This window comes from Vibrio sp. D404a, assembly GCF_030248535.1.
In the GTDB taxonomy this organism is placed as follows: Bacteria; Pseudomonadota; Gammaproteobacteria; order Enterobacterales; family Vibrionaceae; genus Vibrio.
Window position 1 is genome coordinate 119,154 of record NZ_JAHGAJ010000025.1, and the last position, 26,599, is coordinate 145,752.

Genomic DNA, 26,599 nt, shown 5'->3' on the forward strand with positions numbered 1-26,599 from the left:
CCGAGCCTCATTGAATACCACCTTTTCAAGTTCTAAACTGGCTCACCAGCTTCATCCTCTTCAACAATATCTGTCTCTAAGCTTGCTTCTTCTAGCCATCTAACAATGGCAGGGCTATTAAGTACACGCTCTTGGTAGCGAGTCGCAGCTTCTGAAAGCTCAATTCCATAGGTTCTGAACCTTAGAGCAAGAGGCGCGTACATAGCATCAGCGATAGACCACTCGCCGAAAAGCCAACCATCAGGGAACTTTTCACCTTGCTCGGACCACAGGGTATCCACTCTCTCAATATCTTTCTTCGCTGCCTCGCTCAATACCACTTTTCTGCGCGCTCGGCAGTTCATCGGTAGCTCTTCTCTTAGAGCAAAAAAGCCAGAGTGCATCTCTGCGGATATCGCTCGGGCATGAGCACGTTCCGTTGCAGACTCCGGCCACGCTGCACCGTTGAGATATGCTTCGTTGATGTATTCTAAAATCGCATACGAGTCCCACACTGTGACCTCGTTATCGACCAGTGTTGGCACTTTAGCGGTTGGTGTCACTTCAGCCAGCGTGTCGTAGAATTCTGGTGTGAATAGTGTCAGTTTGGTGATTTCGGCTTCGAGGTTGTGCTGTGCCACAATTAGCCACGCACGCAGCGACCAGCTAGAGTAGTTTTGATTAGCGATGAAGAGTTTCATAAAGGCTTCCTTGCGTTAAGTTTGTCGTCTTATTGATTGAACACAAGCTTAAGAGATTGTATTGCGCGCCACTAACGGATAATTTTGATGTATTACATTAATAAAAACGATGGGTACTAAATCGATATGGATATTGATGCGCTAAGGGGCTTTCTCGCCTTTGTCGAAACCAGTAGTTTCACTCGAGCTGCCAAACAGATAAACCGCACCCAGTCTGCATTTAGCGCTCAGATGCGCAAGTTAGAGGAAGAGCTCAACGTCACCTTGTTCCAAAAAGAGGGGCGTAACTTGGTGCTGACCGAAGCAGGGCTGGCTCTGCGCTCTCATGCTGAACAACTCGTGGCGTTACATAATACGGCGCTGAAACAGGTCAAATGTTACGAGAACAAGCAGCCGCTGCGACTGGGTTGCCCTGAAGACTACAACGACACCTTGCTGCCCAAGTTTATTGAGGTGTTGATGGAGGCAGAGCCCACTTGTTCGATTCAGGTATTCAGCCAACCAAGTATTACGCTACGTGAGTGGCTCGATGATGGACGACTCGACGCAGCGATTGTTACGCGTGCACCTGATAGCGAAGAGGGTTACTGGCTCGCCAATGATGTTGGGGTGTGGATAGCGAGCCAAGACTTTGATTTCGATGCTCATGAATCGCTGCCGTTGGCGCTGTTTCAAACCGATTGTAAGTACCACGCAGCCGCAGTGAATGGATTGACAAAACAAGGCACCGCCTATCGATTGCTAGCTTGCAGCAATACAGCATCGGCTCAGAGCGCCATCGTGAGAGCTGGCTTAGCTGTTGGGGCGATGGGTAAATTGAGCGTGCCACCGGAGCTTAAGATCCTTGAAAATATGCCCTCACTGCCTGCTGTAGAAATAGCTCTGATATTGGGTACTCAACACCATCCTCTGTTAGACAAAGATCTTTTAAATCGACAGGGCGATCTCAACCTTTCTCATTAAGGCTATCAGAGCTCTCAATCCTATATAAGCGACTATTGCAAAATGCCCAGTCGCTTAAGCTTGCGATAAATGGTGTTACGACTAATACCAAGCACCCTCGACGTTTTACTGATGTTGCCTTGGTTCGCTTGATAGGTTTGAACTAAGGTCTTTTCCACTGTGCTTTGCAGATCGTTATTAGATGGCGCTTGAGTGCAAGTGATAGGGCTTTGATTCGCCAGTTGCTCGGCTAGCTGTAAAGGAACATGCTCTAGTTTTAGTTGCGGTTCACCGCTCGACATTAAAGCGGTTACCTTGAGTAGATTATCCAGTTCACGAATGTTGCCCGGCCACGGATAGGAGCAAAACAGAGACATCAGGTGCGAACAGATAGTTTGTTCTGACTCTGCATATTTGCGATAGATGGCTTCAATCAATTCCTGTTTATCTTGTCTTTGACTGAGGTTTGGCAGGGTGAATATCAAACCATTGAGACGGTAATAAAGATCCTGTCTGAATTGACCTGTTTCGACGAGCTGGGTCAAGTCTTTGTGGGTTGCTGCTATGATCTGGCAATCGACTTGATAGCTTTGGTTAGAACCGACAGGCACTACCGATTTATCCTGCAAGACATGAAGTAAACGACACTGAGCTTCTAACGGCATATCAGCTATCTCATCCAAGAATAAGATCCCTTTGTCAGCTTGACGGATCTTCCCTTGAAACCCTTGTTTGTTTGCGCCAGTAAAAGCCCCCGGCGCATAACCAAACAGCTCAGACTCAATCAAGTCTTTCGGTAGGGCACCACAATTTACTGCCACCAAAGGACTGTTGCTGCGTTGACTCTGCTTATGCAGTGCTTTGACAAACTCGCCTTTACCAACACCTGTTTCCCCCAGTATCAGAAGGCTGATGCCTTTATCTATGACTTTGCTGGCTTGCTGCCAAGCGTGTTCTATCTGTTGATCGCCGTAATGTAGCTCACATGAGGCAGTGATTGCGCGGCTGCGTTTTGGTGAGGGCGTGTTGAGGCTCTTTTTCTCAAACACAAAAGATGATTCAGATCGATTGAAGAGCTGATCAATGCTTTCACCAAGTATCGAGCCTTGCTCCAAAAGTTGTGAAGCGACTTGGTTGTGTGCCAATACTTCTCCGGCCTCATTGGCGATAACAATGCCTTGCCAGCCGCTGTGCAGCAGTGACTTTTCACATGCGAGGTCGATGCGAGTAGAGCCTTGGGGGATGTGATTAAGCAATTGGTTCTCGACCAACTGCACCATATTCTGCACTAAGAACTGCACTGAACTGTCGTGTTGCTGCTGCTCACTGGTGATATCTAATATTCCGACCATCTGCCCTTGATGATCAAAAATAGGGTTCGCTGAACAACTGATAAAGCGGTGCTGATGAATGAAGTGTTGTTCACCAATAATCGTCACGGGTTTGGCTTCAATCAATGCAGTGCCAATGGCATTGGTGCCCTTAAGTTGTTCCTTCCAGCAGGCACCAGAGCTCAATGCAATACTTGTGAGCTTCTCTTCAAAGCGTTTCTGCCCCCAGCTTGCCAGTATCACCCCATCGGTATCAGTCAATATGAGCCGACTGTCACTACGGGCAAAAGTCTGGTTAAACAGCGGTAGGGCCATGCGCTCAACGGTTTCGATGAGCTGTGATGAGTGAAAACGACGCTCTTTGAGCATCGCATTTGGCAGTCGAATGTCGTCGGGCAGCTTTCTAGGTTTTAATCCCGCCTCGCTGCTACGGTGCCAAGAAGAGCTAAGCCACTCTGCGTTGTTTGTGTGTTGAAGTTGCATGACTGTTCCATGTTGTAACAGTGAAGGTGTACCAATTTGGAACAGTTGAACACTGGAGCAATCTCCGTACGACGATTCAATTCCAACTCACCACTGGTTGTAAATGTTTGGTAATCATAGTTTTACAAATCATTAACAACAATATTTTCGATGTTGGCGTGTGACTTGCGTTGTTTGGTATGTGAACAAAACACGGAACAACAGTGTTTTAAACAGAAACCATGAACATGACATGGCGAATATTCAAATACTTATACAATCACAGAAGGATCTCACTATGATTTACGCACAGCCTGGCAGTGACAATGCAGTCGGCAATTTTAAGGCTCAGTACGACAACTTTATCGGAGGGGAGTGGGTAAAGCCTACGTCTGGCGAATACTTTGATAATAGTTCTCCGGTCAATGGACAAGTTTACTGCCAAGTAGCTCGCTCGACAGAAGCGGACATCTCGTTAGCACTAGACGCAGCACATGCAGCGCGTGCAAGTTGGGCGGCGACCAGTGTTGCTGAACGCTCGAACATCCTACTTAAAATTGCAGACCGAATTGAAGCGAACCTAGAAGAGTTGGCCGTTGCAGAGACTTGGGAAAACGGTAAGCCAGTGCGAGAAACGTTGGCTGCGGATCTTCCTTTAGTTGTCGATCACTTCCGTTACTTTGCGGGTTGTATTCGAGCGCAAGAAGGCAGCGCAGCCGAGCTCGATTCAAACACCGCAAGCTACCACTTCCCAGAGCCTATTGGTGTAGTCGGTCAGATCATTCCTTGGAACTTCCCAATCTTAATGGCGGCTTGGAAACTGGCTCCAGCACTCGCTGCAGGTTGTTGTGTGGTGATGAAACCTGCCGAGCAAACACCAACGTCTATTTTGGTCATGATGGAAAAGATTGCAGATCTTCTACCTGCGGGCGTGGTTAACATTGTTAATGGTTTCGGTAGTGAAGCGGGGCAAGCCCTAGCGACGAGCGATCGCATTGCTAAGTTAGCATTTACAGGCTCAACTGAGGTTGGTCATCATATTCTAAAATGTGCGGCTGAAAGCTTGATCCCATCAACGGTAGAGCTGGGCGGTAAATCTCCAAACATCTACTTCCCGGACATCTTTGATCATGAAGATGAATACCTAGATAAGTGTGTTGAAGGTATGCTGCTGGCGTTCTTTAACCAAGGTGAGGTATGTACCTGTCCTTCTCGTGTGCTGATTCATGAATCGGTATACGACAAGTTCATTACGAAAGTGGTCGAGCGTGCTCAAACCATCAAGCAAGGCAATCCGCTAGATACAGACACTCAGGTTGGCGCACAAGCCTCTCAAGAACAGTTCGATAAGATTCTTAGCTACCTAGAGATTGGTCGCCAAGAGGGCGCGAAAGTCCTGACTGGTGGCGAAATCGCGCAGCAGCCAGACGATCTTGGTAACGGCTATTACATTCAACCGACCATGCTGGAAGGCAACAACAAGATGCGTGTCTTCCAAGAAGAGATCTTTGGCCCTGTTATCGCGGTCACTACCTTTAAAGATGAAGCGGAAGCGCTGGCGATTGCTAATGATACTGATTATGGTTTGGGGGCCGGTGTATGGACGCGTGATGCGAACCTTGCTTACCGAATGGGTCGTAATATCGAAGCAGGTCGTATTTGGGTGAACTGCTACCACGCTTACCCAGCACACGCTGCGTTTGGTGGTTACAAGAAATCTGGCATCGGCCGTGAGACGCATAAGATGATGCTCGATCACTACCAAAACACCAAGAACCTGCTGATCAGCTACGATACTAATCCGCTAGGTTTCTTCTAAAGTTGTTCTAAAAAATTCCTTGATAGCTTAATTAAAATGCCCAAGTCATATGACTTGGGCATTTCTGTTTTGTAAGCTTTGAGACGACTATGCGTTAGTGCTTCGAAAAGAAAATTTCTGGCTTATGAGTTGGACCTGAATTGCCCTCAAGCTGAGTCAGCTCCAAACCTCGCTTGCCTACCAAAGATTCAACCATATGGCGGTTGAATGGGAAGTTGCTCATATCGCAGATAAACTCTTGGATATCGACCCATTTTGCTTCTGCGATTTCGTCAGTGTCTTGAATCTCAATCTCTTGAGTCTGAGCAACAAGGTGGCAAACGAAGTAGAGGTTTGATTTGCCAAACTGATATGGATGGCGCGTTGCCATGCCCACTACTGAAACGAACGTGGCTTCGATGCCTGTCTCTTCAAAGGTTTCTCGAACCACAGACTCTTCAATACCCTCGCCAAGTTCAATGTGGCCGCCAGGGAGTTTGTAGCCTTTCATACCATGCTCTTTGATCATCAGCACTTGGTTGTGTTCATTGGTGATCAATGCACCAGCGCCCAAAGTATGGGTTGTGATAAAAGGGACAAACTCGACGATTTCGGATTTGTGGATCAGCGTAATCTCATCTTCTAAACAGTTGTGGAACACAAAGCCTAGCTCCGTCGCTACTGGGATGAGATGCGACAGGGAAATAGGCAAGCTAATCCAGATAATGCCCTTGTTGTTCTGCTTTGAAAATTCAGTGATTTGATTCAGTTCGGCATTAAATGAATTCGTATCATGAGGGACGCTTGTTGGGTCGATGATGATGCCGTTAAATTTGTCGAGCGTAAATTCCACGGGTGATCCTCTATTGTTTTGATTTATTGAGAGTCTTTATGGAGGGAGCTTATACCAGATGTAGAGGTTATGACACCCACAAAGCTGTTATACGGAGATAGCTTGGGAAAGCGGTAGTTAAAAAACAAAAACTGCGCTTGGAAATCAGAGCGCAGTTTTAAAGTCTTGGTTATGCGAGCTCGTGTCTAACGAACGTAGTTGGCATCAACGCTGACATACCAGTGTTGGAATTTACCGTCAGACTTCTCTATCCATAAATCGTTGGTGTAGCTTTCGATTTTACCGTTCACGGTTAACTTAAACGTGTTCTCGTCAAACTCACCCAATTTAACGAACTGATCGGTTGTGACTAGGAACGGGTCCATGTCGCCAATGTCGCTGATGTCAGAAACAACGTAGTAATGGTAGGTAAACGGCTTAGATGCATCGTTTGGATTGCTACGATACGCGACGAGCTTGAATGGTTCAGTCAGCGGAACGTCGAGCGTTTGCTTATCAATGGTGGCTGGAATTGGAATAAATAGCCAAGCGGTAAACAGGCCACTGAGCAGCACCATCAAAAAGAAAAGGGTTTTAATTGCTTTCATAGCAACCTTCAAAAATAGGGTGGATATAAGTGGGCTATGGTAGCCCGCAGCGCTGAAGATGCAAGTCCTCAAGCAGTGTATCTACCCGTTGCTTAACCTAGCTCAAACGCGAGCGACTCAATCGCCTCTTCGATGGTGACAAAATGTATTTTGGTCAAGCATACTTGAACCTTGTGAAACTCATGAGCACGAATCAGTTGGGTTACATCTTCTAAAGAGTATATACCTTGTTGGCGTTCGAGAAGTTCAGTCGTGGTGTAGGTGAGGAGGGAATAAGCATGCCCTTTGGCATCGATAATACAATCTTGTTCACCGACGATGAGATCATGACTTTCTGATTGCAGTTGTTCGAGCGACGCGATGTAAAACAGTTCGTGATCGCCATCTAGTTTGATAAATGCAGGCCAAGTTATCATAAGTCACTCTTGTATAGTCACGGGATATTTGCATCGTAAGCCAAGTGGATGGATTCAGCAATCCATTCTAACGCAATGTTATTTTTACGGCTGTGGGCTTGGCTGCTGCATTCTGGATTGAGAGTTAAAGGGAGTAAAAACATGGATGCCAAAGAGGTCGTGGTTGCCTTCTGGACGGCGATGAAATCGAATGATTTTGCGAGCGCTAGTGAGTTTTTAAGTGAGGACTTTGAGGGGTATTGGCCGCAATCGCACGAGCTTATTCAAGGGCGTGATAACTTTACCGCCATCAACAGTTCCTACCCTGCGAATGGAGAGTGGCAATTTGAGCTTCACTCTATTGTTGGCGAACATAATGAGGTGGTGACCGATGTGTCGATTACTGACGGGGTAGAAAAAGCGCGTGCGATTACCTTTCATACTGTGGTTAACGGGCTTATTACTCATCAAAAAGAGTTCTGGCCAGATCCAATGGAAGCTCAAGCTTGGCGTTCACAATGGGTGAAGATTGCCGCTGAAACAGAATAATAGAATGGAAAACTCCCTCGCTTAGACGTAGAGCTAGAGCGAGGGAGATGGTTACCGAGTTATTTGCTTCGCTTGGTAAAGCAGAAGGCGTACATGGCTGGAATTACCAACAGGACAACCGGCAGTGAGAACAATAAACCATAGCCTAAAGTGAGCGACATTGGCCCCATGAACACGTCCGTTCCACCTAATCCATAAGCCAGTGGCAGCAAGCCAGCGACCGTGGTGAGTGACGTCATTACAATCGGGCGTAATCGGCTGGTGGCCGCTTGTACAACCGCTTCCATTGCTTCCAAACCTTGAGCTCTCAGCTCGTTGATACGGTTAATCAGTACCAAGGAGTTGTTGACCACTACCCCCGTCATCCCCAACACACCAATCAAGCCAAACAGCGACATCGGCTGCATGTGTACAACCAGCGCCATCAGTGATGCCATGATCGCGAATGGAATCACCACCATAATAAGCAGCGGTTGCAATAGTGAGTTGAACATCACCGCAAGCACGCAGTAAATTGCCAGCATGGCGGCAGGGAACACCACCATAAAGCCGCTCATGGTTTCGTTGGTGCTTTCAGCCTCACCACCTACATCAATCGTCACACTGGCTGGGTATTGTCCTGCCAACTCTGTCAGTAGTTCATCTGATAATGCGACTGGACTAATATTCTCATCTGAGAGCGCTGCCGACACTGTCACCTCGCGCTCTCCGTTATAGTGCTTGATCAAACGGGGGATCTGAATCTGTTCAACTCGTGCCAAACGGCTTAACGGCACTTGCTGACCATCAGCGGTGTAGATTTTGGTGGTTTTAAGCTTGTCGATGTCACGGAATCGCTCATCAAGCACCACGCGAATATCCACCTCTTGATCACCAAGCCAAGTTGACGTTACACGGTTACCATCAAAGCCAACGCGCAGCGCATTCGATAGGTCTGTCACCGTTAGGTTATATTTCGCTAACCAATGGTATTGCGGCACGATATTAAGCTGAGGATCTTTCAGTGATTCACTGTGGTTAATACTGGTAACACCTTGATAGTTCTTTAGCCAATCCATCACTAATTCAACGGTTTGATTACGTTCAGATTCTGTCCCACCTAGCACTCGCACCTCGACAGGGTCGCCCGGAGGTGGACCGCCCGCGTCGATTGAGAACTTAATAAACATCTTATTGGAGAGGGCGCTCAGCTGCTCGTTTAATGAGGTAATGATCTGCTCAGCAGAACGATTGCGTTGGTCAAAATTGGTCAGATTAATCACACCACTCGATACAGGAGAAGAGTAGGTAATTTCATAGCTGACCAATTCGCTTTCTGGTAGCGCCTCGATCGCTTGCTCGATTTTCTGGTGCGCTTGACGAACTTTATTGAGAGGCGTTCCAGCCTGAACTTCGGTATACACCTCAATGTATTTGCCAGCTTCAGTTGGGAAGATATCGACTTTCAATGTCGAGACTAAAACACCGGACAGCGCGCAGGTTGTGAATGCCGCGAGAATGACCGTTTTTTTGTATTTGAGAGCCATATTGAGCATGGCTTGATACTGCTTGGTCACCCACTCTAAGCGGTCTTTCTCTTGTACTTTTGTGTTGCTGGCTTTCGCGGTCGCAAGGTGTGCAGGCAGGGTTAAGGTACATTCAATGAAAGAGAACACCAACGCCGCGATCACTGTCATCGGAATTACCGCGACGGCCTTACCCATGGTGCCGGGAATGAACAGCATAGGAATAAACACCAGTGCGGTGGTGACTAAGCTCGCCATCAAGGGCTTGATGACCTTAATCGTGCCCGAAACAGCGGCTTCAATACCCTGTTTACCCGCTTCTTTTTCTTGGAAGATGCTTTCAGCAATGATCACCGAGTCATCAACAATAATACCGATAACCAGCAGCAGCGCCGCTAAGGTAATACTGTCTAAATTAAGCCCCATGATCGGCAGCACGATCATCACACCCAGTACGCAGAACGGAATTGAAACTGACACCCAGAACGCCACACGACGTTGCAGAATTAAGCTCAGAATCAAAAGCACTAAGACTAAGCCGATGGCACCATTGGTTGCGACAATCGAAAATTTCTCGTCCATGTCTTTGCCAAGGTCGAGACCCGTTTGGAAGATAAAATCACCGCCGATGCGTTCACGCTCTTTATCCAGTACAGCCTCAATGTTAGCGATGGTTGAGATGACATCGGCACTGCCACTGTTGGTCACCGAGAAAATGATCGCTGGTTTACCGTTCATTACAGGATCTTCGGTTGGGCGTGCAAAGGTATCGAACACGCTCGCAACGTCCGAGACTCGGATGACCTGACCAGAGTCCAACGCTTTGATGACGATATTAGAGATATCGTCGGTTGACGCCACTTTGGTCATGGTCACGATCTTCTGCTCTTGACTCCAAGACTCCACAAACCCGCCTGATTGTGAAAGGTTGTGCTGCTGGATGGCGTTGCTTACTTCGTCAAAGCTCAGTTGATAACGGCGAGCTTTCTCTGGATCAACTTCGACCCAGAACTCACGATCATTGAAGCCCGACATCGCAATAGAGCCAACACCGCCGATGTTGTTGATCTTCTTTTCCAGTTGATACGCATAATGCTGGAGTGATGCCTCATCAAGGTTGGAATCAGAGAGGCTTACACCGAAGTGATATACATCCAATGATGAGGTCTTTGGTTGTGTGACAACCGGTGGCGCATCAATGTCTTTCGGTAGATTACCCACGCGATCAACGGCTTGCTGGATATCTCGTAAAATGACCGCTGCATCTTCACCGGGCTGATACTCGACTTCAATGAATGATCGTCCTTCCGAGGATTCAGATGTGAAATAGGCAATGCCATCAACGGAGCGCAGCTCTTTCTCGATCGGGTTGGTGATATTGAGTTCGACGTCTTGCGCTGTAGCTCCTGGGTAGAAGGTCTCTATCTCAGCAGTATCCATCGCTACATCTGGATATTCTTGAAGATTGAGCTGAGTCAGAGACACCGCACCAGTAAACAACACCATGACCGTAATGATGCGAGCTAAGAACTGGCGGTTGGCGAAATACGCTAAGAAGTTCATGGTTGCATGCCTTTGCTTAGATTAGATGTGTTGAGTGCGGTGCTTTGCTCAATCAATGAAAGTTCGGTGGACGCATAGACCGACATTCCCGGTTTGAAGCTATGAGCTTGGTTGTCGATTTCGACGAAAACAGGGTAGGTAAGGTTTTGCATTTCGACACCGATACGCTGCACGCGAGCTTCCATCTTGTGTTGCGGGTGAGTTTCAGACCATACAAGGATCTCTTGCCCTACAGAGAAGTCTTTTAGATCGTATTCGCTGGCCATGAAAGAGAGGGTAACTGTGTCGATATTGACCACTTCATACAGCAACTCACCTTCATTGACCCAAGCGCCTGACTGTGTTGCTTTGTTGGAGATATAGCCTGAAAGCTGGGCGTTAATTTGGGTGCTTTCAAGATCGATTTTTGATTGTTGATAATCTATTTCAGCGACCGAAACCGACGCGCTGGCACTGAGAAACTCGGCGCGTGCCGTGTCCAGTTCACCGACAGATAGACTGTTCTTCTTAATAAGCTTTTGGTATCGCTGGTAGGTGGCTTCACGCAGAGCGAGATCAGCTTTGGCAAGGGCAAGGTTGGCTTTTGCTTTGTTGACAAAGTTTTGAAAGTCATCGGCTTTTATGTGTGCCAGTTGTTGATTTTGGCTGACGGTATCGCCGACCTCTAGGTCAGACATTTCAACCACACCGGGTACTTCTGCAACCACACTTTGCTTGTTTAATCCCTGAACATGGCCAATCAATTCTGTTGCTTGGGTTGTCGCTGCACTCATCAATACAAGTAGCGTCATTAATTCAGTTTTCATGCTTTTACTCCACATTTCGTTAACACCATTGTGAAACGAGAACTGTCAAATTTAAGTCGAAAAGATGGCCAGTTTGGTGGTAAAGAAAGCAATAAATTGTCGGAAATTATGTTGAGTTATTTTCTTGAGGAAGATGGACAAATAGACATAATTTCGACTTTTTTTGGATTAAGCTTTAGCTTTGAATAGGAGTAAACAGATGCTAAAGCGAAGCCGTATTCTCGTCGTAGAGGACAACATAGAACTGCAAGGTATTATTGCTGATTTTCTTGAAGTGAAAGATGCGGTGGCTGATTTTGCTTCTGATGGAGAGCAGGGCTTTGAGCTGGCTCTGAATCATGACTTCGATGCCATTATTCTGGATGTAATGCTGCCGAAGCTCGATGGTATGCAGGTCGCTACCAAGCTTCGCCAAAATGGTGTGAGTACACCCATCCTGATGCTAACAGCCCTAAATGGACAACAAGATCTACTGAGCAGCTTTGATTCTGGTGCGGATGATTTTGTGAGTAAGCCTTTTCAGTTTCCTGAGCTAGAAGCGAGGCTTTGTGCCTTGATTAAACGCAATAGAGGTTTAGTCGCGCAAAAAACCTTGAATTTTGCTGGTGTGACGATTGATGAGAAAGCTCATACAGCATCGCGACAAGGGCAACAGCTCTCCCTAACTCCAATTATGTTTCAGATTCTACGAGAGTTGGTTAAAGCCCAAGGTGATGTGGTAACGCGTGAGGCCCTAATCCATCTGCTTTGGGGAGATGATATCCCGGATAAAGATGTGCTTCGGAGCCATATTTATCTTCTTCGCAACGTGTTAGATAAACCGTTTGAAACACCGATACTCAAGACGATACCTAAGCACGGTTTTCAGCTGCTGTTGCCTAGTGCTCATTCTCATGCTGTAGATAATGAGTGAGTACTAGAATGAAGATTCGAACTAGGCTTGGAAATTCAATCGAAGATGTCAGGATCCGAGCAATGCGTACGTTCGCGCTGATCGCTTTTGTCTCATCATTTGCTGTTTTTTTGGTGTTTTCACTCCGATTGGTATGGCAGGAAGAGGCGCAAATTGAACGACACCTTAGATCGTTCAAGGGTGTGGCAGAGCAGTTTTATGCAGTTTCACCCACCACCACCTTAAAACTGTCGGAGTATGTGACGGTATATTATGGTGAAGAGGGGCTCACTGATCAGTTAAAGCAGCTCATTCCTATGCAGCTCGATACGGTCGATAGGCTTCATTTTGAGGTTCGTCCTTCCCAAAAGGAGGCGATAGTACCCGGCGTAATCGCCTATTATTTTGCTTTTCAGCATCAAGGTGACACGATTCCAACTTACATTGCGATCAGTTCATTCGAAATGGATCTTTGGGATGATAACTGGGGCGTTCTGATGGTGATTGCCACACTACTGATGTTGTTTCTAATTATCGTACTGCGGATTACTCTAAAGCGCGTGTTTGATCAGTTAGCCATGCCGATCACTAATCTCAGTGAACAACTGTTGAGTCATGACCAAGGGTTCTCTATATCAAAGAATTCGGTCGATGAATTGCAGCAACTCACCGCGCACCTTAATAGCTATTCTGAGATGAAAGACCGCTTAGCACAACAAGAGTTGATGTTTGCCAAGTATGCGAGCCATGAATTGAAAACGCCAATCGCCATTGTACAGGGCGCAGCGGAGCTTCAAGCGATGAAGCCGGATGACAGTGCCTTCCAAGCTAAACAGCGCGATCGCATCTTGGGCGCCGCCAATGGAATGAGTGCCACCGTAGAAGTTTTACTCAATATCGTAAAGCAAGAAAATGCGACGGCGGAATCAAGTTCTACGCCGATAACGCCTTCCACTATCGAGTTATCTAAATACCGAACCATGCTACCAGCAGACGTTTCACTGACGTTGGATGTTGAGCCTGACACTGTACTCAATATGCCAATCGCACTGGTTAATATGGTGCTTAAAAACTATATCGAGAACGCGATCAGATTTACTCAACAAGGTGAGATTCACGTATCAATAAGTTCACACGAGATTAGTGTTGTAGATACAGGGGTTGGGCTACAAAGCAATGCGAAAGCTGAACATGGTTTAGGACTTATCATTGTCAGTCGTATTGGTGAGAGTTACGGTTGGACATCGACCCTTGAAAACAACAGTGATGTACCAGCATCGCCTTTATCTGTTGGTTGCCGTGCTGTGTTTACGAGGCAAAGTAACGGGTAGTGGATACAAAAATGCCAGTCGAGAGTGACTGGCATTGATAAAGGGCCATAGAGCGCGAGTTTGCAAGTTTGCGTTTATAGACTCTTAGAATAGGAAGCTGATGTTTAAACCAAAGCCGCCACTGTCGACACTGTAGTTAATATCTTTCGCTTCGTAATCCATGTGAGTATAACGCGCGCCCAATGCTAGGCGGTTGTCTGTCCCTACATGAAACTGGTATTCATATTGAGCGATGAAGCCAAGGCTATCTTCAAATTCAACAGTGAAATCACATGAGTTGCTAATATCACACTCGTATTCCACGCCAGTGTGGTAAGCCAAACCTACCCCGAAATTGTGATTATTGAAGTTGTACAAGCCTAGAAGCTCGAATGGAACACGATCGAATGTTACTTCACCGTTTGAACCATCGACTGATGTCCCTTTGTATCCAACCGTTGCGCGCGCACGCCAAGAGTCAGCGACAGGCACGTCTACGCCACCGTAAATAAGTAAGCCTTCATTGGATTCAATTTTATCTGAGTCACCGTTTGTGAACTGGACTGTACTCATTGTCTCGCCGCCAAAGTCATAGCCTGCACCAATGACAAAGTCGAAAGGCGCTGCGTGAGCCTGAGATGCCAAAGCCATTAAAATTAAGCCAGAAGAAACACGACGTGTATGTTTGAAGGTATTCGTCATTCCGTTACCACTTGATTTATAAGTATATATTTATGATTTAAATCGTTATAAAACTATTCAAAATTCGAATAGGTGGCGGAAGATATCATTTTGAATTTAATTTATAAAACGCAAAAGTATAAATAGGTTTTATAATGCAACATGGCGCACAAAATAAACATCAAATGACAGGGTATTTGTATCAAAATCCATATTTATTGATAACTAATGTATTAATAAATATAGGTTTTCATGGTTTTAGCTGCGTCGGTCGATAGACATTGGCTAGATCCATTGATGAGATGTTGAGTAGGGCGGGAATGTTCAAGCATAAAAAAGCCCAAACCTCTATGAATAAGGTTTGGGCTGTATGATGTTTGACTACTGCTTCAGGTAAGCGGCATGAAACTCAATATGTTCATCAATGAAGCTTGAGATGAAGTAGTAGCTATGGTCATACCCAGGCTGCATGCGCAGCTCCAAATCTGACTCTGTTACTTTTGCCGCTTCAATTAATTGCTCTGGCTTGAGTTGTTCAACCAAGAAGTTATCAGCCTCACCCTGATCAACCAGCATTGGCAAAACTGTGCCTTTGGTTTTTAGAAGTTCAGAGGCGTCGTATTGTTTCCACTCTTCAATATCCAGACCCAAGTATTGGCTGAACGCTTTTTGACCCCACGGACATTGCATTGGGTTGCTGATTGGGCTGAACGCAGAGATTGAGCGGTAGCTCTCTTGGTTTTTAATGCCGATGGTTAATGCTCCATGTCCACCCATGCTGTGACCCGAGATCGACTTAATTGGAGTTACAGGGAAGAAAGACTCAATAAGCGCTGGAAGTTCAGTCACCACATAATCATACATGCGGTAGTGTTCGTCCCAAGGGGCGTTAGTCGCGTTTAGATAGAAACCAGCGCCTTGACCCATGTCGTATGCTTCGTCATCAGCAACACCTTCGCCGCGTGGGCTGGTGTCTGGGGCAACAATAGCGATACCTTGTTCTGCTGCAGCCTTGAATGCGCCGGCCTTCTGCATGAAGTTCTCATCAGTACAGGTTAAGCCTGATAGCCAGTACAACACGGGTACTGGATTCTCTTTGCTCGCATTAGGTGGTAAGAAAATGGCAAAGCGCATATTGCAGTTCAGTGAAGCTGAAAAGTGGGTGTACTGCTTGTGCCAACCGCCAGCAACCTTGGCTTGGCTGATATTTTCGATCGTCATTAAATTGTGCTCCATTCGGTTGTTGGGCGGAGAAAATTAGGTTTCGCTTTGCTTGCGTCTCTTTGTTAAAAGGCGTCGGGTTGTCGGCTCTTAATAAAGAGATTTCACCACTTCCCGGGCGAAAAGTGGTGAAGGCAATGTGTTGGCCCTCAAGTGAGAGCCAAGCTAGGTATTATCTATCCATGTGTAGAACAGTACGGATAGATTCACCTTTGTGCATTAGGTCGAATGCGTCGTTTACTTCATCAAGGCTCATTGTGTGAGTGATGAACTCTTGAAGACCAAACTCACCCGCCATGTAACGGTTTACGATTTCTGGAAGCTCAGAGCGACCTTTAACGCCACCGAAAGCAGAACCGCGCCATACACGACCTGTTACTAGTTGGAATGGACGAGTTGAGATCTCTTGACCTGCACCCGCAACACCGATGATTACCGATTCACCCCAACCTTTGTGACAACACTCAAGCGCTTGACGCATCACGTTTACGTTACCGATACACTCGAATGAATACTCAACACCACCGTCTGTCATCTCAACGATAACGTCTTGGATTGGCTTGTCGAAGTTCATTGGGTTGATGCAATCAGTCGCGCCAAGCTGTTTTGCTAGCTCGAATTTGCTCTCGTTGATATCAACACCGATGATGCGGTTAGCACCAGCCATGCGAGCACCAATGATTGCAGAAAGACCGATACCACCTAGGCCGAATACAGCAACGTTGTCGCCTTTTTCAACTTTCGCCGTGTTCAGTACCGCACCCATACCTGTGGTTACACCACAACCTAGAAGACAAACTTCTTCAAGAGGCGCTTCTTTGTTTACTTTCGCCAGTGAGATTTCTGGAAGTACCGTGTACTCAGAGAAAGTAGAACAACCCATGTAGTGGTAAATTGTCTCACCGTTGATAGAGAAACGGCTTGTGCCGTCTGGCATTAGGCCTTTACCTTGAGTCTCACGTACTGCCTGACATAGGTTAGTTTTACCAGACTTACAGAACTTACACTCACCACACTCTGCTGTGTAAAGTGGGATAACGTGGTCGCCTACTTCAACACTTGTTACACCTTCGCCAACCATTTCAACGATACCGCCACCTTCGTGACCAAGAATAGAAGGGAAGATACCTTCTGGATCGTCACCCGAAAGAGTGAATGCATCAGTGTGACAAACACCAGTAGCAACGATACGAACAAGTACTTCGCCAGCCTTTGGCAGTTCAACATCAACAGTTTCACGTTTTAGAGGCTCGCCCGCTTTCCAAGCGACCATAGCTTTAGATTGGATATGAGTTTGACCAGGTTTGATTTCAATAGACATTGGATGCTTCCTATTAGTGTCATTACAGCGGACTTTTAATTCTCAATATGCTCAACGTATTAAGCGTAGTTGAGCATGTTTGTTTCCGCTCTCTCGTTTTGTTGGGGCCAGTATAAGTGTGAGCTGTAACTTTGATAATCCCACTAAAATGAAAATGATTATTACAAATAAGTAATAATGTGGAATGCTGAAAACATCAATTGCCTAAAATTGAATGACTTACAGAATGAGGAAATAACACTTCCTAGATGCAAATGGGAGGCTGAATGATAGGTTTGGATGATGGCTATCGGCTTGCTCTAGGTTGTTCTATATATGAAATTGGAATGGCAGTGTTAGTAGTATTTATTGTGATTATTGGTTGTAAGCTTTTGAATTTTAAGGCTTGAACAAGTCTCACAGAAGTTTGAACTGTTCAATTTTCTGTAAGATATCAGAAACATTAGTGTCATTTTTTATCCTTACCCTCCTCGCCGATTTCAATTTAAACCTTTCGGACGAGAATAATGAGAAAAAGTACTTTAACCGTACTCGCAGGGGCTATTGCTGCCACCTTAGCTGGTTGTAATTCTAACTCCCCAAGCAGTGATGAAAGTGGCGATCTTAAGAAGCCAGTGCAAGTGGCGTTTATGCCTGACATTCACTTTCATGATGTGTATGGCAACTTCAAAGATGGTTCATTTGCTGGGCTTTATAATCCAGAAAGTCGTCAGAACGCGACCATAAGAACGATGAAGTCGCAGATGAATTCCACTCGCTTATTTAATGAAAACTACTTTGCAATGATAGCGGCACTGGACGATGTAGTTGAGCGCGGAGTGAAATACGTTGCGCTACCGGGTGATTTCAGTGATGACGGCCAGCCAGTACATATGCGCGGATTAGTGAGTATTTTCGACCACTACCGAGAAACTTACGGCCTTGAGTTTTTTGCAGCGCCGGGCAACCACGATCCTGTTCGCCCATTTACAATTCCTGCAGGTAAATCTGACTACCTAGGCGAGGGTGGTAAAGAACAACGAATCTTTAGCCGCGGCAAAGAAGAGTGTGTTGGATACGACGATGAGTGGACGACCATTCCCGGTGAAGGCGATAACTTACCTACCATATGTACTGAAGAAGTACGTGAGTGGGGTTACAAAGAGATCATGAGCATTCTTGGTACTCATGGCTTCTACCCACAAGAAGATTACTTGTACTTCGAAACGCCCTACAGCAGCGATGAAGCAAGAGTCAACTATTCATTCGATCTAGCGAAACAAGAAGCCGATTACGACAAGCGTATGTATGAGATCTGTTACGAGGGCACAGGAGGCGAATACAAAGAGAGTGGCTACTCAAGCTGTTCTATGGTTCCCGATACGAGTTACTTAGTGGAGCCTGTCGAAGGACTCTGGTTACTTGCAATCGATGCGAACGTTTATCGTCCAAAATCCGGTTCGTCGGATGACTCTTCAGATGGCAACACGTTTGATGGCTCAAGTAGCGCTGGTTACAACATGATGCTGACTCACAAAGAGCAAGTGATCGACTGGATCACCGATGTGGTTAAAGCCGCGAATGAGCAGAACAAAACCTTAGTCTCTTTCTCTCACTTCCCAATGACGGACTTCTACAATGGAGCGTCGGAAGAGATTGAAGACCTGTTTGGTGAGGGCAGCCATCAGTTAGCTCGTGAACCAGACGACGACACAAGCCGCGCATTGGCTGCAACAGGTCTCAGCATCCACGTTGGTGGTCACATGCATTTCAATGACACAGGCAAGAAGAGCTATGAGATTGATGGCGTTAAACACACGCTTTTCAACATCCAAGCGCCATCTCTCGCGGGCTATATCCCAGCGTATAAGCTGTTAGAGATTCGTCCAGACAATCAGATCGAAGTAGAAACCATCATTATCGATCAAGTTAAGCGTTACAACGAACTCTTCAGCCACTATGCCGAAGAACATGAGTACTTAACTCAGGCAGCGGGTAATGATCCTGAAGCCATTGCTAAAATTTGGAACAAGGACATCCTCAATGCAGAAAGCTATTACGAGCTGACTGATTGGCACATTCGTGAGCTGACTCGTCTGCGATTCCTGCCGGACGACTGGCCAATTGAAATGCGTACCATGATCATGGAGATGGATGGCGAGCAGATGATGATTATGTCTCAGCTAGATACGCAGTTCACGGTTTGTCAGCTAGCTGATGAAATGAACTACCCAGTTGAAGGTTGTGTATCGAATGGTGTTGATGATTACGAGCAGTTCCAGAAAGACTGGCAAGCGGCCAAGGTTGAAGCGGAGCTGCTAGCCGAAGCTGAAGGTTTAGAGCTCGCCGACTTTGCTAACTGGCAGGGTGAGACACTGGCTACCGACTTTTACCGCTTGCGTAATGCCGACGAACTGGCTTTTCGTGATATCGGTGAAACTCAATTGCGTCAGTACGAACTGTTGAGCCGCGAACTGGCAGAGTTTGCAGGCACTGTCGATTCAGAGCTAGGCGATCTTGGTCAATACACGGTGGGTGAAGTGTTCCGCTCTCGCTTTGGTAGCTTGTTCGTGATTCTTGAAAAATTCGCGACTGGTCAAGCGAGTGATCACTTCCTGATTGATACCGAGCAGCAAACTCTGATTGATCTGAAAGGTGAAGTGAAGCGCGAGATTCTAAAAGACTCTACGTCAGTGAACTAAGCCTGATTAGACTACCCGCAAGTGGGTAGTCTTATAGTTAAAATAGAAAACCCGAAAGAGCCCATTAGCCATGAGTTAGTGGGCTTTTTTTATATTGTGCGATTATGAATTTTGAAGACTTATTCAATAGGCTTTATCGTTAAGTTATTTTAGGGTACGTCATAATAAATGCTTACTGAAAATCGCATGAATTGGAAATAAAACTACAATATCCTGAGCGCCGTATTTTATGTTGTGGACTCCAATATGCTTTTATCTCTCCCTGCACCAGTGATGCTGTCACTTGCCATCGTGCTTGAAGTTGTCGCAACTTCTCTATTGCCTAAAACGCAGCAATTTACCTCTTTACCTGCCACTGCCGCGGTATTGGTTGGCTACGGCTGTGCTTTCTATTTATTGTCTCTCACAGTACAAACTATGTCACTTGGCGTCGCATACGCAATTTGGTGTGGTGCGGGCATCGTACTCGTCGCAGCTCTATCTTGGCTTGTCTACGGTCAAAAGCTCGATATCTACGCAGTCATCGGTATCGCCTTGATTCTGGCTGGCGTGGTGATTATCAACCTGTTTTCTAGCTCGGTGAGTCATTAGGGGAGCGAACTCGTGTTTGCTGTAGGCGACTCATTACTTACTAAATTGGAAACTTCGACAAAATAGTAATAACACCATCTGGTTTTAGGTTGTTATTCTTATTTTTATATTAAAATTGGATTAAATCACTGGTTGTGAGGTTAAGGTAGGCGATATCAACCAATGTTATGCCTCGGGGTTGTATTAATACCCTAATGTTCGTTAGAGTGTCGACACACCAAGGCCAATCTACTCCTTGGTGTTTTTTGTCTATAAGGATCTCTCATGTCAGCAACTGCGCAATCACAATTTGCTTTGAAACGCCTATCTGGTGTTGCTGCTGCGATCCTCCTGCTCTCTCTGAAACTGATTCAGAGCTGACAGGCTATATCTAAATTTTCTGTCGGCTTGAGAAGAAGCTGACGGGAACACCACATACTCCTTCCATTCCTTCAGTTTCTTCCAAGCGAAACATAAGAGGAATAACAATGTTAAGCGCACGCAATATCGCCGCTTTGGGCTTCATGACTTTCGCCATGTACTTAGGCGCGGGTAACCTGATCTTCCCTCCATTTTTGGGTTACCAAGCAGGTGAAAACTTTCTTAGCGGGATGTCAGGCTTCCTCTTAACGGGCGTTGGTTTGCCTGCAATGGCACTAGTGATGGTGGCTATCGTAAACGGTTCCGACAAATTAACTGCTGCCCTGCCTAAACCTTTGGCGACCAGTTTTTGGGTGATGGTGTTTATTGTGATAGGTCCTGCGTTCGTAATTCCACGTGCGATTACCGTCGCTTACCAATTCAGCTTTGCGCCAATGTTTGGTGATGCAGCTTTGGTGCCTTTCACTATTACTTTCTGTGCTATCACCATTCTATTCGCCCTTTATCCGGGTAAGTTGATCGACAACCTAGGCAAGATCTTAACCCCTGCATTAATGGCTATCTTAATAATCATGTCTGTTACTGCTTTGGTTTCTCCTGCTGGCGAGCTAACCACTGCAACGGGGCCATACGTCTCTGGCGCATTTGCTGAAGGCTTGACCCAAGGCTACATGACCATGGATGCGCTAGGTTCTATCGGTTTTGGTTGGATCATCTTCCGAGCAATTCGCAGTATGGGTGTGGATTGCCCGAAAGCGACCGCTAAATATACGCTAATAGCTGCTTTGATGTACGCCGTTGCCATGGCGTTTGTCTACATCTCATTGGCTTACATTGGCTCAACAAGCTCATACTTGGGTTCTGAATTCAGTAATGGTGGCGACATCTTAACGGCATTCACCTTCAGCCACTTTGGTGCATTTGGTTCTCTATTACTAGGTGCGGTGATGGTATTGGCGTGTTTGACTACAGCTATCGGCGTAACGACAGCAGGCAGTGAGTTCTATGACAGCACTTTCAGTAAGGTGAACTACAAAGGCTGTGTTATCTCAACCATGGTATTGGCAGGTTTGATTGCCAACGTAGGTTTGGAACAACTATTGGCTATCACATTGCCAGCTGTTGTGGCACTTCATCCAGTAGCGATTGCGCTGATGATCATGGCACCAGTACGCAACAAGATGTCCCAAACCATGGTGGTCGCGACGGCGTTCACTGCTCTAGCGTTTGGTTTTGTTGATGCGCTGTACATCCTAGGTTACATGCCAGAAGTAGCAAACCAATGGTTAGAAAGCAATATGCCGCTGTACCACTATTTTGCTAGTTGGATTGTTCCAACGATTGCCATGGTTATTTTAAGTATCTTTGTAAAGAAGCAGACTGATATCCGAGCAACATTTGGTACGAGCTAGCTCAAACTCTTTATCGTTGACGTCTCACAAACCTGTGAGTGTAGTGGCTGAATAAAATTGGCCACTAAATTATAGAGTCTGCAGCACCTCGGCTAATCGTCTAAACACTAATTTAGTAAAGCGGCAGACTCGCTTTTGTCCATATGACTTTGGCTAACCTCCGTCAAACCTCAATACCGCCACAAACGCATCCAAGTACTCTTCAATCGCGAAGTCTGCCGAAACGGGCGGCAGTTCCACGGTTATACACGGCAGGTTTCTTTCTTCGCACCATGTGCCGAATGACCCCGGAGTTTCATAATCGACATCTTCGACGACTGGTAGGTTGAACTGTTTGCCTAGCCAAGAGGCGAGTTCCGATTGGGCCGGGTCGTCAATGAGTGCGAGTGGTTCGTGGAAAGAGATCACGAACTTAGGCTTACGTTTTTCGATAAGGTTTATCAGCGATTGTACTTCTGGTTCGAGCTGGTCTGGCTGCCCGGTGCTGACTTTTACATCTCTAATTGGAGTGTTTGAGCTCCAGCGATATACAGTGCCATCTTCTTTCCAGTTTTTAGTTGGGAAGGCTCGGTTTAAGTCTACTTGATTGGCGTTAGCGCGAGTGCCCAATTGGTTGCCGTCTGGGTTCATCGACAAGATCACATCGTGCCTTAGGTTGGCAGCTGGCAAGCTTCTCAACGCGCACGATAAGCCTGCGATGGATGCAGTTTCATCGCCGTGGGTGCCGGCTAAAATTAGCCCGCGATCGTCGCTTTCGATTTGCGCAGGGAAATAGAGCAAAGGAGCCCCTAATACAGAACTTCCATACGTCAGCGGCTTTATTGAAAACGCAGCTCTTTCCGTTCTTGGAATTAAACTCACCTTAATCTCCCGATTGATCAAGTACTATCAAGTATTAACTATTAGATAAATACAACTGTCAAAACTCGTCAACTGTCGCATGGTTAATTTTATTACTCTGCTTCAAAGATAGGCTAGGAGAGCAAAAACATATGGATTTTAAAAAACAGTCAACGGCTTTACTCATCTCATCTTTATTGACCCCTTTTATCTCAGTAACAGCCGCCGCAGATACTCTGCCTGCAGGAACCACTCTGGCTAAGGAACAACATTTAGTACGCGCTAATGATGCCGAAGCAGCGACGCTCGACCCTGCTAAAGCCGAAGGCTTACCGGAAATGCACATCTTACGAGACTTGTTTGAAGGTTTAGTGATTCAAGACCGCGATGGCAATATTACTCCGGGCGTTGCTGAGTCTTGGGAAACCGAGGACAACAAAACCTTTGTGTTCCATCTGCGTAAAGACGCCAAGTGGTCGAATGGCGACCCGGTAACAGCCGATGACTTCGTGTATGCGTTAAGACGTGCTGTCGATCCTAAAACTGCATCACCGAATGTGTGGTATTTAAAACTCACCAAAATCAACAGTATTGCTGATGTAGCGGAAGGTAAAAAGCCGTTAGATGCATTGGGTGTGACCGCTATTGATAAGCACACGCTTCGCTTCGAACTCGATAGTAAAGTCCCTTACTTTGTGGCGATGACAGGTCACACTTCGATGATGCCCGTTCACAAGGCCAACCTAGAAAGCAGTGAAAAACCTTGGAGCGATCCAAAGCAGTTTGTCGGCAATGGTGCTTTCCTTCTGGATGAATGGGTGGTCAATGAGCGTGTGGAGCTAAAGAAGAATCCAAATTATTGGGATAGTGATGATACGCACTTAAATCAGGTCACATACATTCCATTTGAAAACCAGAATGCATCGATTAATCGCTATGCGGTAGGTGAGGTCGACATCACTTCCGATGTACCAACGCATATGGCACAAAAACTACAGAAAGAGTATCAGCAAGCTTATACCGCAGTTCCTTTGCTGTGTACTTATTACTATGCGTTTAACACCACGCGTGCCCCGTTTGATGACGTGCGAGTTCGCCAAGCTGTCTCCTATTCGATCATGCGTGATGTTGTCACAAATGGTGTCACACAAGTGGGCAACTTGCCTGCCTATACCTTTGCTCATGAGTACACCGCAGGCTTTGAGGCGACCCAACCTGAGTACAGCAGCTGGACTCAAGATCAGCGTGATGAGAAAGCGCAACAACTGCTGAAAGAGGCGGGATACGATGCGTCTAACCCATTGGATTTCAAACTGCTTTACAATACCAGTGAGTCCAACAAGTCGATTGCAGTGGCGATTGCATCAATGTTGAAAAACAACTTGGGTGCCAAGGTCGAGTTGGAAAACCAAGAGTGGAAATCTTACTTGGTGTCTCGCAGGCAGGGTGACTTCGATGTAATGCGCGCTTCTTGGTGTGGTGACTATAACGAAGCGTCTACGTTCCTAAGTCTGCTGCGCTCTGGTTCTTCAGGTAACTTTGCGCGCTACAGCAGTGACATCTACGATAAAGCGATGGAGAGTGCGCTATCGGCAACTACCGAACAAGAGCGTCAAACTTTTTATGACCAAGCAGAACAGGCGCTAGCGGTCGATATGCCAATTGCTCCAATCTACTACTACATGCAAGCGCGATTGGTTCGACCAACCGTGGGTGGCTTTGCCAAGAATAATGTAGAAGGACGCATTTACTCGAAAGATCTCTACATTAAGCAGTAAGTTCGTGTCCGTTTAAACATTGGCACGAATGTATGACATTTAGAAAAGGGACGTTGATCATAATTTTCTGATCAACGTCCCTTTGTCATTAATCTGTAACGCGAACTGCAAAAAACTGAAACCTGATTGAAGTAATTTTCACTTTTATTTCAATTAGGTGAAGCCATGTTACCCCCTCTACGCGCCCTTGTAGCATTCGAAGCAGTTGCCCGCCTTGGCTCAATTGGTGCGGCGGCGCGCGAGCTGTGTGTTACCCAAGCGGCGGTAAGCCAACAGCTCAAAAGCTTAGAGACTTTTTTTGATACCACACTGTTTGAACGCAGCTCAAAGGGCGTACGTTTAACCTCGGCTGCGCAGCAGTACCAACCGATTGTTTCGGGCTCACTTGCTCACCTCAAGCTACAAACGCAAATCCTATTTGGTGAGAAAGAGACCGACGTGTTGAGCTTGCGCGTCAATCACACCTTTTGTCATAACTGGCTATTGCCACGGCTCGCTTCTTTTTATCAAAAATATCCTTTTATTCGCTTGGACATTCAGCTGGTGGATTGGCCGTCGACTACGCCTTGTCAGAATGTCGATATCGAACTGACCAACGGCAAAGTAGAGAGTGAAGACACCCATTTTGAACGACTTTTCCAAGAGCATTGGCAACTGGTTTGTAGCCCAGAGTTTAAAGAGCGCTACCAAGAACAGCTCGATGCTCGTGACTTTGCTTCATTGCCAACAGTGCAAGTGAAAGGCTACCGCGAGAACTGGTTGCAATGGCTGAGCCATAACCAGTTTGAGATGTCACTGCCGCAAGTTCAGCTAGAAATTAGTAACTCACTGCATGCGTTAGAGGCGGTTAAGCAAGGTGTTGGTGTATTGCTAGTAAGGTCACTGGCGGTTACTGAACTGCTTAAGAAAGGGGAGGTAGTGCTCGCCAGTGACGCCTTTATGCCTGCTGAATCTGCCCACTACCTGATTACTAAACATAGTCGAAGTGCCAAGGTGAATTTCTTCTGTGATTGGCTCTATCACCAAATTGAAAGTGCAGAGCCTGAGTAAAGGTTTTCTTATGAGTGGCCATAAAAAAAATGAGGGGCGCTCTTACTAACCTGTCATATAAAACGCTTAGCTTAAGCACATACAAACAAGGATGAGGTCACCATGAGTGCTTTCTCACAACACATGACAAATCGACTGAAAGTGCTGCTGTTTACCGCGCCACTGTTAGTTCCACTGTTTACTTTTTGGTTAGTGCCGTTTGGCTACTCCATTTATATCAGCTTCACCGATTGGGATTATATTTCGCCAGACTACGACTTTGTCGGACTCGAAAATTACCAATACATGGTGGAAGACTTTGAGTTTCTGCAAGCGGCGATGAACACCTTCTGGTTCTCACTTGGTGTCGTCGTGCCAACCATTTTATTAGGCCTTCTGTTTGCAATGTTGCTGCACAAAAACTTCAAAGGCAGCCAGTTTTATCGCGCGGTGATCTTCTCCCCTTGGATCACGCCAACGGTCGCGGTGTCGATTGTTTGGTCTTGGGTATTTGAGACTAAATCAGGTCTAGCGAACCATCTATTACAGTCGATGGGCTTTAACGCGATCCCTTGGTTAGAGAGCGGAAATACTGCGCTAGTTGCGGTGATTATTGTAACAGTGTGGCAGGCGATTGGCTGGACGATGCTGTTCTACATTAGCGCGCTCAACAAGATCCCTGAGTCACTGTATGAGGCGTCTTTGATTGATGGTTGTAGCAGCCTAACGCGCTTTTTAAAAATCACCTTACCGCTTATCTCGCCAACCACGTTCTTTTTGGTAGTCGTCAACATTATCACGGCGATGCAGGCGTTCGATCAGTTTCAAATCCTAACCCAAGGCGGGCCGGGCGGCGAAACACGCACCTTGCTTTACCTCTTCTATCAGCAAGCCTTTGAGCGCTATGAGATGGGACCAGCTGCTGCGACTTCCTTGGTGATCTTCCTCATCACAGGCCTGCTCGCACTGCTTAATACCTATATGGGCAAACGCTGGGTGTATTACTAAACCG

The 26,599-nt window shown here is 46.4% G+C and carries 22 protein-coding genes; 11 read left to right on the forward strand and 11 right to left on the reverse strand.

Features of this window, described 5'->3' with window-relative positions; translation table 11 throughout:
- Positions 1 to 32: 32 nt before the first annotated feature.
- Positions 33 to 680 (reverse strand): glutathione S-transferase, encoded by a 648-nt coding sequence (locus tag KI655_RS16090; RefSeq protein WP_285407090.1) that lies wholly within the window; start codon positions 678 to 680, stop codon positions 33 to 35.
- Positions 681 to 806: 126 nt separating this feature from the next.
- On the opposite strand from KI655_RS16090, the gene KI655_RS16095 reads away from it, so the two are divergent.
- On the forward strand, positions 807 to 1,643 hold the full coding sequence (locus tag KI655_RS16095) for a LysR family transcriptional regulator (protein WP_285407092.1): 837 nt from the start codon (positions 807 to 809) through the stop codon (positions 1,641 to 1,643).
- A gap of 32 nt (positions 1,644 to 1,675) precedes the next feature.
- Here KI655_RS16095 and KI655_RS16100 read toward each other — a convergent pair whose 3' ends face one another.
- On the reverse strand, positions 1,676 to 3,436 hold the full coding sequence (locus KI655_RS16100; protein ID WP_285407094.1) for a sigma-54-dependent Fis family transcriptional regulator: 1,761 nt from the start codon (positions 3,434 to 3,436) through the stop codon (positions 1,676 to 1,678).
- Between the two features lie 277 nt (positions 3,437 to 3,713).
- Here KI655_RS16100 and KI655_RS16105 point away from each other — a divergent pair, with 277 nt between their 5' ends.
- Positions 3,714 to 5,234 (forward strand): aldehyde dehydrogenase family protein, encoded by a 1,521-nt coding sequence (locus KI655_RS16105; protein WP_285407096.1) that lies wholly within the window; start codon positions 3,714 to 3,716, stop codon positions 5,232 to 5,234.
- A 94-nt stretch (positions 5,235 to 5,328) separates the two neighbouring features.
- On the opposite strand, the gene KI655_RS16110 is transcribed toward KI655_RS16105, so the two are convergent.
- The 3 genes from KI655_RS16110 to KI655_RS16120 form a co-directional block, all read right to left on the reverse strand.
- Positions 5,329 to 6,066 (reverse strand): NUDIX domain-containing protein, encoded by a 738-nt coding sequence (locus tag KI655_RS16110; RefSeq protein WP_285407098.1) that lies wholly within the window; start codon positions 6,064 to 6,066, stop codon positions 5,329 to 5,331.
- 185 nt (positions 6,067 to 6,251) lie between these two features.
- Positions 6,252 to 6,653: a hypothetical protein gene (locus KI655_RS16115; protein ID WP_285407100.1), complete on the reverse strand. Its 402-nt coding sequence runs from the start codon at positions 6,651 to 6,653 to the stop codon at positions 6,252 to 6,254.
- 92 nt (positions 6,654 to 6,745) lie between these two features.
- Positions 6,746 to 7,069 carry a DUF4144 family protein gene (locus tag KI655_RS16120; RefSeq protein WP_150897063.1) on the reverse strand — a complete coding sequence of 108 codons (324 nt, stop codon included), beginning with the start codon at positions 7,067 to 7,069 and terminating at the stop codon, positions 6,746 to 6,748.
- A 141-nt stretch (positions 7,070 to 7,210) separates the two neighbouring features.
- Between KI655_RS16120 and KI655_RS16125 the strand changes: the two genes are divergently transcribed.
- Entirely contained in the window at positions 7,211 to 7,597 is a 387-nt protein-coding gene (locus tag KI655_RS16125; protein ID WP_285407104.1) for a nuclear transport factor 2 family protein, read from the forward strand.
- Positions 7,598 to 7,656: 59 nt separating this feature from the next.
- On the opposite strand, the gene KI655_RS16130 is transcribed toward KI655_RS16125, so the two are convergent.
- Both KI655_RS16130 and KI655_RS16135 read right to left on the reverse strand, forming a co-directional pair.
- Entirely contained in the window at positions 7,657 to 10,665 is a 3,009-nt protein-coding gene (locus KI655_RS16130) for an efflux RND transporter permease subunit (RefSeq protein WP_285407106.1), read from the reverse strand.
- On the reverse strand, positions 10,662 to 11,471 hold the full coding sequence (locus KI655_RS16135) for an efflux RND transporter periplasmic adaptor subunit (RefSeq protein ID WP_285407108.1): 810 nt from the start codon (positions 11,469 to 11,471) through the stop codon (positions 10,662 to 10,664). Before KI655_RS16135 ends, KI655_RS16130 begins: the two co-directional genes overlap by 4 nt.
- A 199-nt stretch (positions 11,472 to 11,670) precedes the next feature.
- Between KI655_RS16135 and KI655_RS16140 the strand changes: the two genes are divergently transcribed.
- Positions 11,671 to 12,384, forward strand: coding sequence for a response regulator transcription factor (locus KI655_RS16140; protein ID WP_285407111.1), 714 nt, complete (start codon positions 11,671 to 11,673; stop codon positions 12,382 to 12,384).
- A gap of 62 nt (positions 12,385 to 12,446) precedes the next feature.
- Complete coding sequence (locus KI655_RS16145; protein ID WP_285407114.1) at positions 12,447 to 13,694, forward strand: sensor histidine kinase KdpD; 1,248 nt, start codon at positions 12,447 to 12,449, stop codon at positions 13,692 to 13,694.
- Positions 13,695 to 13,778: 84 nt separating this feature from the next.
- Here the strand turns inward: KI655_RS16145 and KI655_RS16150 are convergent, their stop codons facing one another.
- The 3 genes from KI655_RS16150 to KI655_RS16160 all read right to left on the reverse strand — a co-directional run bounded on the left by KI655_RS16150 (position 13,779) and on the right by KI655_RS16160 (position 16,896).
- Positions 13,779 to 14,375: an outer membrane beta-barrel protein gene (locus KI655_RS16150; RefSeq protein WP_285407115.1), complete on the reverse strand. Its 597-nt coding sequence runs from the start codon at positions 14,373 to 14,375 to the stop codon at positions 13,779 to 13,781.
- Between the two features lie 360 nt (positions 14,376 to 14,735).
- On the reverse strand, positions 14,736 to 15,575 hold the full coding sequence (fghA, locus tag KI655_RS16155; RefSeq protein WP_285407116.1) for an S-formylglutathione hydrolase: 840 nt from the start codon (positions 15,573 to 15,575) through the stop codon (positions 14,736 to 14,738).
- 172 nt (positions 15,576 to 15,747) lie between these two features.
- Positions 15,748 to 16,896, reverse strand: coding sequence for an S-(hydroxymethyl)glutathione dehydrogenase/class III alcohol dehydrogenase (locus KI655_RS16160; RefSeq protein WP_285407117.1), 1,149 nt, complete (start codon positions 16,894 to 16,896; stop codon positions 15,748 to 15,750).
- Positions 16,897 to 17,402: 506 nt separating this feature from the next.
- Here KI655_RS16160 and KI655_RS16165 point away from each other — a divergent pair.
- The 3 genes from KI655_RS16165 to brnQ all read left to right on the forward strand — a co-directional run bounded on the left by KI655_RS16165 (position 17,403) and on the right by brnQ (position 21,940).
- A complete protein-coding gene (locus tag KI655_RS16165; RefSeq protein WP_285407119.1) occupies positions 17,403 to 19,577 on the forward strand; it encodes a metallophosphoesterase in 2,175 nt (724 codons plus the stop codon).
- Positions 19,578 to 19,823: 246 nt separating this feature from the next.
- Entirely contained in the window at positions 19,824 to 20,168 is a 345-nt protein-coding gene (locus KI655_RS16170) for a multidrug efflux SMR transporter (protein ID WP_285407120.1), read from the forward strand.
- A gap of 467 nt (positions 20,169 to 20,635) precedes the next feature.
- Entirely contained in the window at positions 20,636 to 21,940 is a 1,305-nt protein-coding gene (brnQ, locus tag KI655_RS16175) for a branched-chain amino acid transport system II carrier protein (RefSeq protein WP_285407121.1), read from the forward strand.
- Between the two features lie 153 nt (positions 21,941 to 22,093).
- Here brnQ and mpaA read toward each other — a convergent pair whose 3' ends face one another.
- Complete coding sequence (gene mpaA, locus KI655_RS16180; RefSeq protein ID WP_285407123.1) at positions 22,094 to 22,801, reverse strand: murein tripeptide amidase MpaA; 708 nt, start codon at positions 22,799 to 22,801, stop codon at positions 22,094 to 22,096.
- A gap of 131 nt (positions 22,802 to 22,932) precedes the next feature.
- On the opposite strand from mpaA, the gene KI655_RS16185 reads away from it, so the two are divergent.
- The 3 genes from KI655_RS16185 to KI655_RS16195 all read left to right on the forward strand — a co-directional run bounded on the left by KI655_RS16185 (position 22,933) and on the right by KI655_RS16195 (position 26,595).
- A complete protein-coding gene (locus KI655_RS16185) occupies positions 22,933 to 24,558 on the forward strand; it encodes an ABC transporter substrate-binding protein (protein ID WP_285407125.1) in 1,626 nt (541 codons plus the stop codon).
- Positions 24,559 to 24,723: 165 nt separating this feature from the next.
- On the forward strand, positions 24,724 to 25,608 hold the full coding sequence (locus KI655_RS16190; protein ID WP_150868508.1) for a LysR substrate-binding domain-containing protein: 885 nt from the start codon (positions 24,724 to 24,726) through the stop codon (positions 25,606 to 25,608).
- 102 nt (positions 25,609 to 25,710) lie between these two features.
- The gene (locus KI655_RS16195; protein WP_285407127.1) at positions 25,711 to 26,595 is read left to right on the forward strand and encodes a carbohydrate ABC transporter permease; all 885 of its coding nucleotides are present in this window, start codon (positions 25,711 to 25,713) and stop codon (positions 26,593 to 26,595) included.
- The last annotated feature ends 4 nt before the right edge of the window (positions 26,596 to 26,599 follow it).